Source organism: Microbacterium sp. Bi128, assembly GCF_918698205.1.
The window spans coordinates 1-1,225 of the sequence record NZ_CAKKMM010001470.1 but is presented as its reverse complement, the minus strand read 5'-3'; the positions used below and the strand labels follow the sequence as shown (position 1 = coordinate 1,225).

Genomic DNA, 1,225 nt, shown 5'->3' with positions numbered 1-1,225 from the left:
CGCTGACACCCGGGTACTGGCCTACGGGGTATTCCGTGCCGTCAACGGTCAGAAAGACGTGGCCGTCGCCTTCAACACGGCCCCAGCGGGCCGCTTCGGCCAGTGAGGCTGCGGAGGACACGGCCGCCGGGGCCGGAGCCGGTGCGGCCGCGGACGGCTTGGCCTTCGGCCGGCCGGCAAACGCTGCCGGGCTCGGCGCGGGACGCGCGGCCGGCGCGGGACCCGGCGTCGGAACCGGGGCGGCGGTGGCTTCAGCTTGGTCAACAGGCTCGGCCGTCTCCGCGGGCTCGGCAGGTTCTGCCGGAACGGTGGGCACAGTGGCCTCGGGTGCCTCGGCGGGTTCCTCGCTGGTCGCGGCTGGGGCCTCGGGTGCCGCAGTCTCGCCGTCGGAGTCTACGGCAGCGCCTGCACTCTCGGCGGGGGTCGCCTCGGTTTCGGTTTCGTTGGCAGCTGCTGTTGCCAATGTTTCGTCGGATTTCTGACTGTCTGTCACCGCTAGAAGTCTTTCGCTTGGAGGGAAATACCGGGACCAGGGCCTTGGGGGCCGCGGCTGGTTACTTCAGTGAGAACGAGTCTATCGTGACTGGTTCCGCAGGTGCGCCGTCGGTGGCGTTGTCGCCGGGCTTCAGTCCGGCAGCGGCAATACCGCCCACCACGTCGAGTCCAGAGGTCACCTTGCCCACCACCGTATAGCCCCCGGCGGCATCCGCTGGAATGACGGTGTCCTTGTACACAATGAAGAATTGGGTGCCGTTACCGTTGGCGTTCCCGCCGGTCCGGGCCACTGCGATGGTTCCGGCGGGGTACTTGTTGTCCGTCGGGGTGTTTTCCAGCGGGCCCCAGCTGTAGCTCGGGTCGCTGCTGCCGTCACCTGCCTTGGAACCGCACTGGAGTACGCCGAAGTTCTCCGCCGTGGTCAGCCGGTGGCAGCTGACGCCGTCGTAGAACTTTTGGTCGGCAAGGGATTTGAAGACCGCCGCGGCCTGGGGGGCCTTCGTGCCGTCGAGTTCGACGCCGAGCGTGCCGCGGTTCAGCTTGAGCTCGCCCGTGAACGTCTTGCCTGCGGCAGTCTCCGGCTTGGGGATGTTCGCGCCGTTCGTCGGGGCCGCTGTGGGTGAGGCGGATGCCGACGGGCTGTTCAGTCCCTCCTGCGCGGCCGCGAATTCCTCTTCGGTCGGGTTTGAGGCGAAGGCGGTCAGCTGAAGCACCAAGGCCAGGCCAATTG

The 1,225-nt window shown here is 68.0% G+C and carries 1 protein-coding gene and 1 pseudogene; both read right to left on the bottom strand.

What is annotated here, in order from left to right; all coding sequences use genetic code 11:
* A pseudogene (locus tag LQV45_RS33760) lies at positions 1–493 on the bottom strand (DUF349 domain-containing protein); the annotation flags it as partial.
* A gap of 61 nt (positions 494–554) precedes the next feature.
* On the bottom strand, positions 555–1,225 hold a 671-nt coding region (locus LQV45_RS33755; RefSeq protein WP_230012168.1), incomplete at its 5' end, for a peptidylprolyl isomerase.